A 6,697-nucleotide genomic window follows, 5' to 3' on the forward strand; every position below is an offset into this window, starting at 1 on the left:
TGATGCGTCAGCAGATCCCGGCTTCCGCCAGGCGCCGAGCGGCGTTATATAGATGAGTCTGAGCGGCATTGCGCGCGGCCAGCGGATCGCGTGCGCGAATGGCGGCTGCAATGCGCGCGTGTTCCTCGCGCACTTGCCGAGAAAAATCTTCACGCAACGCTTCATTGCGGCGCGTCACCAGCGTGCCCGCTTCAAGATATTGATTGAGGAAAGCGAGCGTGGTGAGGAAGTACGGATTGCCCGTGGCGCTCGCAATGGCGCGATGGAACTCAACATCCTCAGTGACGCCGTCGTCGCCTTGCTCAACGGCGACATCGATTTGCGCCAGCTTCGCTTCGATGACGTCCATTTGTTCATCGGTCCGGCGCATGGCCGCTTCCGCCGCGACTTCGGCTTCGATAGCCCGGCGCAATGCCAGTATCTGCACCACCGCTCCCGGCTCCACGGCCTGCGCGTAATCGATGCGCAGCGGCCGGATCCCCGCCCGCTCGACAATAAACACGCCGCTACCCTGCCGCGGTTCGACCATGCCCTCGTTCTTGAGGCGGGAAATCGCTTCCCGCACGACGGTCCGGCTGACGCCGAACTCCTGCGCCAACACGGCTTCCGTCGGCAATTTGCCGGTGCTTGTGAAGCCGCCCTTTTCGATTTGCAGAAGAAGTTGTTGCGCGACGGAGTCGCTCAGCGCCCGCGCGGGAATCTTTTCGAACATGTATGCAGCATCGTTAATTTGTTGGGTGATGTGGTCATCATACAAATTTCCAACAAATTTAAGATACTGGCAATTACCCTGATCTGCCTGGCACCGCGAGGACGGGTGCCTAACGAGCGAGTATTGAGCGCGAGGTGCTTGTCCGCACCCCGCGCAACTCAGTCGGCGCGTCGCTGACCCTAATTCTGAACCGCAGCCCCGTTCGCCGAACCGTTCGATACGCCGCCATAAGCGTGATCGGCGCTGAGCTTTGCCTCCGCGGCCTGGATATCCGCCGGGTAATTTATGTCGCTGCTTGCCGGGTTATACCCCGCCTGTTCGACCCGAACCAGATCGGCCCTGACCTGTGCCCGCGTGATAGGGGCGTTGCCCGAGGTATCGGCCTGAGCAAAAGCGAAGGAAGGAATCGCGATGACAGCGGCGGCGATAGTTGCGCATATCGATGCTTTCATGATGGTTGCCTCTTGAGTGGTGGAACGTCAGTGCGGCACTGCTTTCTATGAGCGATGCCTGACTGTCATTTTGCGCACCCAACCGTGGCTCCAGGCTGACGCCAGGATTACAAGCGCGTCATGTTCGCCTCATGAGCGGTGCAAGCATCAGGCGGCGTTTAAAAAATCACGCCGCAAGCATTCGCGTCCCGCGCTCACCCAGGCTTGCCACCCTGAACACCCCGACCGCTTCACGCAGACTGTTGGCCTGATCGGCCATCGCTTGCGCCGCGGCGGTGGCCTGTTCGACGAGTGCCGCATTCTGCTGCGTGACCTCATCCATCTGGCTGACAGCAACGTTGACTTGTTCTATCCCGGTGCTCTGCTCCGACGAAGCCGCCGATATCTCGGCCATGATGTCCGTCACGTGTCTCACCGACGTCAGCAAATCGTTCATGCTGCGGCCTGCATCGGCGGCGAGACTCGATCCTGTATCCACGTGACCGAGCGATTCGCCGATCTGATCCTTCACTTGCTTTGCAGCGCTTGCGCAACGTTGCGCGAGCGTGCGCACCTCTCCTGCAACCACCGCAAAACCGCGGCCTTGTTCACCTGCACGCGCCGCTTCCACCGCAGCGTTCAGCGCGAGGATATTGGTCTGGAACGCGATGCCTTCGATCAGCGTAATGATCTCGCCCACCTTCGATGAACTCGCGGAGATCTCCTGCATCTTGCTGACCACGCTCTCGACCACATGCCCGCCGGCAGCCGCTGCATCCGACGCACTCTTGGCAAGCAGGTTGGCTTGTTTGGCGTTATCGGTATTCTGCTTGACCGTGGATGTCAGCTCTTCCATGCTCGACGCCGTCTCCTGCAACGACGCCGCCTGCTCTTCAGTGCGCTGCGACAAGTCCAGGTTGCCCTGCGCCATCTCGTTCGCGGCAACCGCGATCGAATCCGCCGATGTCTTGATGCCGCTGACAATGGCGCTCAACTGCGCGCGCATGGCTTCGAGCGATGCCATCAGGCTGCGGTCATCGTCACGACCGAGAACGACCGGCACGCTCAGGTTCCCGCCCGCGATCTCGCTTGCCACGCGCTGCGCTTCACCGGGTTCCGCGCCAAGTTGCTTCAGGATGCTTCGCGTGATGACCATCGCGGCCACCACGCCGATGATCAACGCAGCCAGCGCCGCCCCGAGCGTCACCACACGAAGGCGCGCGTAACCGGCTTGCGCACGGCTTGCGTCGTCGAACATGGTTTTCTTTTCCAGCTCGATCAGCGAGCGCAATGTCCCGCGCCATTCGATCTGCCTGGGACGCACTTCCTGGATCAGCGACTGGTTTGCCGACGCCTTGTCGTTCGACAAGATCTGCTGCGCCGTGCGCGCCATCAGCGGCATGGTGGTGGCTTCGTCGGACTTGAGCTTGGTCAGGAGCGTCTGCTCGGTGTCGCTGACATGTCCGCTGGATGCAAACGTCGCGGCGAGCGCACGCGCTGCGTCGTCATAGATGCCTTCTTCATGCCTGATCTTGTCGACGTTGGCCTTGACCTCTTTCTCGTCCTCGAACAGCAGCATGTCGCGGATCGCAATGGAACGCTGGTCCAGCGAAGAACGCATGGTCTGCGCAAGCGTCATTTCCTGAGTGCTGCGATCCACGATGTTCGTCAGCGTGTCGTTGATTCTCGACATTCCAAACAGCCCGACGAAAGCCACCACGCCGAGAAGCACCAGCAATGCACCAAAAGCCACCGAGAGGCGCGTCACAACTTTGAACTGATTCATCAACATGACCTTGTTATTTGAGTTTGAAAGGCGGGCAATACCAATGCGCATGGCAAAGCCAAAGCGAATCATTTGCAAGGCTTCCGAAATGACGATGCCTTGGCTTTCGATGCTGTAAGCCATCGCGATGACAACTGGTCGTGTCGTCTCTCTGTCATGACGCCGGTTTCGGCGCCACAGGACACAAGGGGAAATCGGCTCGCATCTTGGAAAACGCGCGCGCATCCCTCTATTTGATGGCCAGACCGTGCGGGAGAAAATTTCGGTCTAGCCCGGGCTCGAAGCAAGCGTCGCTTCGAAACTCCAAGGCTGATTAACGGCAAACGAGCGCCATTCTTTAACGCTGCGCCAGATTAAAAATTTTTCAGATCAAATGGAATAGGTGGGACATGACGGTGTTCGCCCCTACACACACCGCTTATATCCTGGAGTTTTGAAAATGAAGATCCATGCCAAACTGGTCCTCTCGCTCATCGCAAGCGCATTGGTTTCAACCGGCGCATTCGCTCAGCAAATGCAAATGAAGATGCAACCCGTGCAGGATCAGCAGGCTTCACCCGCTGCCATGATGGCGGCGCCCCCGGCTCACGGACCGATCAAGAACATCGTTCTGGTTCATGGCGCGTTTGTTGGCGGAGCCGGATGGCGGCCTGTCTATGACATCCTGACGAAAGACGGATACAACGTGAAGCTCGTGCAAGAGCCGTTGACATCGTTTGGCGAAGACGTGAGCGCAACCAAGCGCGTTCTGGATCGTGAAGACGGCCCGGTCGTGCTCGTGGGTCACAGCTATGGCGGCGCGATCATCACGGAAGCCGGCAACGATCCTCATGTGAAGGCGCTGGTCTATATCGCAGCACATGCGCTCGATGTGGGTGAAACCGAAGTCAGCAACGGCAAGAAGTATCCGAACTCGACGAAGGCCGTCGTGAAGACGCCGGACGGTTTCCTGTTCCTGAATCCGGCCGATTACCCCGCCGACTTCGCGGCCGACTTGCCGCTGAAGCAAGCTCAATTCGAAGCGAATGCGCAGATGCCGACGGCAGCATCGGTCTTCTCCGGCGAGATCCCCGACCCGGCGTGGAAGACCAAGCCGAGCTGGTACATGGTTGCCAAGTCGGACAAGATCATCAACCCGGATCTGGAGCGCATGTACGCCGCGCGTGCGCATAGTCACACTGTCGAGATCCCAGGCGCCAGCCATTCCGTTTATGAGTCGCATCCGAAAGAAGTCGCGGCGTTAATCGAACAAGCTGCGCAACACGCGCAAGATCAAAGCTGATAGTTTTGACAAACGGCACACGACGCAACGGCACTGAAGTTGCATTGCGTGCCTTTGCATTTCGATTATTCGCCAGAGAACTGCAAAACTGAATTGCCGTTTCCGGTGAATTGCCGGCGCTACATGGTATTGGGCGAAGTATGTCCCTCGGACAAACGCGATTGCCGTTGAGCAACTCGCGTTTTTCGGATAAATTAAAAACAACTCGCGTTCTCCTCGAAAGTTGTTGCCAAACATTTTCAGCGAGCCAGGGGCGGCGAGTGAGCTTGCAGCCCCGCTTCAAACACCCCGGATGATGGCGCGCATTTCGCGCCATCATCCGTTCATCGCATGGTCCCTGCGTTGCACCATTTAAAACGTGTCGTCGTCAAGCGGCACGGTGTCAGCACGCGCGTAGAATCGAACCAGCCGATATCGGCCACTCGAGGGGACGACCATGTCCGTGTACGCCAGGGACGAGGCAGCAAGGAAAGCAGTCGAAATGGTGCAGGCAGCGCTCGAAGCGGGGTTGCTTAAGGAAATCGTGGCATGCAGTTTTAACAACCCGGAGAAATCGGGAAAAGAAACGGCCATGTATCTGGGCGGGATGATCAGGGAACTGACCACGCAGATTGCCGAGCTCTAGAACCTGTGCTTCAGTTGGGCGGTTCCGGTTCTACCCGCCGCCCAGCATCAATGTAGCGATTGTTGCATCATCGTCTGTCTCGACAAAACCCACCCGGCCATACCATGCATACGCGATCCTGTTGCTTCGGAAGACATGCAGGTAAAGCGGCTTGTTCAAGCTGTACGCCAACGACGCCATGTCGTTTAGCATCTCGCGTCCGATGCCTTGCCGCTGCACCGCAGGAACGACGCACAACATCCGCAGCCAGACCAGATCCGGTTCGACCTCCCAGTGCACGAACCCGCAACGCTCGTCGCCTTGCATCACGATCCTGCACGAACCCTGGCGAAGGCTTTTCGCGAATCCCGTTCGTTGAGCGTGTTCGTCCCAGTCGGTCGCTTGGGTGACGAAGCCGACCATCGTTTCTTTGTAGGTCTCGTACAACCATTCAGAGTCTGCCGATACTGCTTGCCGCATGTCGAGGTTCATTTGTGCAAACGCCTGTTCACTGTCCTATAGAATAGTGCGTTTTGCCCGGATGCCTATGTGGTTCAAGAACCTTCAGCTTCATCGTCTCCCGGCCCCTTGGGCCGTCACTCCTGAACAGATCGAAAAATGGCTTGCTCCGCACGCGTTCGTGCCGGGCGGCGGCGTGGAAATGCAGAGCCACGGCTGGGCATCGCCGCGCGATGACGGATCACTCGTCTATGCCAAGAATCGCCAGATGCTGCTCGTCGCGCGCGCGGAAAAGAAGTTGCTGCCGGCCTCGGTGGTGACGCAGTTCGTCAAGGAACGCGCCGCTGAGCTGGAAGAGCAGCAGGGATTCAAGCCTGGCCGCAAGCAAATGCGCGAACTCAAGGAACAAGTCACCGACGAACTCCTGCCGCGCGCCTTCAGCATTCGCCGCGATACGCGCGTGTGGATCGATACCGTCAACGGCTGGCTCGTGATCGATGCAGCATCGCCCACGCTCGCTGACGACGTCCTCGGTCTGCTCGTGAAATCGATCGATCAGTTGCCGCTTGCAAGCGTGCGTGTCGCAATGGCGCCGGTCGCGGCAATGACGGACTGGCTGCTGTCGGGCGAAGGTCCCGGTGGCTTTTCACTCGATCAGGACACGGAGCTGCGTTCGAGCGGCGAAGGCAACGCGACCGTGCGTTATGTCGGCCATGCGCTCGAGATCGACGACATGCGCCGTCATATCGAAGCGGGCAAGCAATGCATGCGTCTTGCGATGACGTGGCAGGACCGGATCTCTTTCGTGCTGACGCCGTCACTGACCATCAAGCGCATCACGCCGCTCGATGTCATCAAGGAAGCAGCCGATCCCACCGCGCACGGTGACGACGAAGTCTTCGATTCCGACTTCACGCTGATGACGGGCGAACTCGCAAAGATGCTGGCGGATATCGTCGATACGCTTGGCGGCGAGCAGGACTTTTCCAAGGCTGCCGCCTGATGTCGTTCAATTCGTCGTCGACTTGACGACGACCTGCGACTTCGTATCCCGTTCAATGCGTTTCAACGCCGGCTGCATGGCGGCGAACTCGGCGGGCGAGCACACCTGCTTGCCGAAGTTCGCCTGCAGATGACGCTCGGTCTGGAGCAGGTTGGTCGCAGGATCGAATACATAGCGAGATGAATACGTGAAGAACGTATCGCTGATATTGGTGTCCGCAGGGACGTCATTCACGCGCACGGTCTTCGGCAAGCTCAGTTGCGCGACTTCGTTGAAGTTGCCGCCAATGCACACGAACGGTTGCGTGCGAACGCGTTCGGCAAGCAGGTTCTCGACTTGCGATGCGATGCCGCCCGACAAACTCGTGAGCGCCGGTAATGCCGTGGTTCCGGTTGACCATACGACGTCATCGAGCGTGCA

7 protein-coding genes and 1 pseudogene are annotated in these 6,697 nt (G+C 58.8%); 3 read left to right on the top strand and 5 right to left on the bottom strand.

Annotated features, from left to right (window positions below; genetic code table 11):
* Positions 1–7: 7 nt before the first annotated feature.
* The 3 genes from ACRXB1_RS05415 to ACRXB1_RS05425 form a co-directional block, all read right to left on the bottom strand.
* Positions 8–712, bottom strand: coding sequence for a FadR/GntR family transcriptional regulator (locus tag ACRXB1_RS05415; protein WP_062003424.1), 705 nt, complete (start codon positions 710–712; stop codon positions 8–10).
* A gap of 179 nt (positions 713–891) precedes the next feature.
* Positions 892–1,164: a DUF4148 domain-containing protein gene (locus ACRXB1_RS05420; RefSeq protein ID WP_449491362.1), complete on the bottom strand. Its 273-nt coding sequence runs from the start codon at positions 1,162–1,164 to the stop codon at positions 892–894.
* Between the two features lie 166 nt (positions 1,165–1,330).
* On the bottom strand, positions 1,331–2,929 hold the full coding sequence (locus tag ACRXB1_RS05425; RefSeq protein ID WP_449491363.1) for a methyl-accepting chemotaxis protein: 1,599 nt from the start codon (positions 2,927–2,929) through the stop codon (positions 1,331–1,333).
* A gap of 433 nt (positions 2,930–3,362) precedes the next feature.
* Between ACRXB1_RS05425 and ACRXB1_RS05430 the strand changes: the two genes are divergently transcribed.
* The gene (locus tag ACRXB1_RS05430; protein ID WP_439823411.1) at positions 3,363–4,211 is read left to right on the top strand and encodes an alpha/beta fold hydrolase; all 849 of its coding nucleotides are present in this window, start codon (positions 3,363–3,365) and stop codon (positions 4,209–4,211) included.
* Positions 4,212–4,647: 436 nt separating this feature from the next.
* Positions 4,648–4,836: a hypothetical protein gene (locus ACRXB1_RS05435; RefSeq protein ID WP_449491364.1), complete on the top strand. Its 189-nt coding sequence runs from the start codon at positions 4,648–4,650 to the stop codon at positions 4,834–4,836.
* Positions 4,837–4,866: 30 nt separating this feature from the next.
* Here the strand turns inward: ACRXB1_RS05435 and ACRXB1_RS05440 are convergent, their stop codons facing one another.
* Positions 4,867–5,307: a GNAT family N-acetyltransferase gene (locus tag ACRXB1_RS05440; RefSeq protein ID WP_449491365.1), complete on the bottom strand. Its 441-nt coding sequence runs from the start codon at positions 5,305–5,307 to the stop codon at positions 4,867–4,869.
* 55 nt (positions 5,308–5,362) lie between these two features.
* Here ACRXB1_RS05440 and ACRXB1_RS05445 point away from each other — a divergent pair, with 55 nt between their 5' ends.
* Positions 5,363–6,277: a recombination-associated protein RdgC gene (locus ACRXB1_RS05445; RefSeq protein ID WP_062171658.1), complete on the top strand. Its 915-nt coding sequence runs from the start codon at positions 5,363–5,365 to the stop codon at positions 6,275–6,277.
* A gap of 6 nt (positions 6,278–6,283) precedes the next feature.
* Here the strand turns inward: ACRXB1_RS05445 and ACRXB1_RS05450 are convergent.
* A pseudogene (locus ACRXB1_RS05450) lies at positions 6,284–6,697 on the bottom strand (hypothetical protein); the annotation flags it as partial.

The organism is Caballeronia sp. M23-90 (assembly GCF_053574605.1).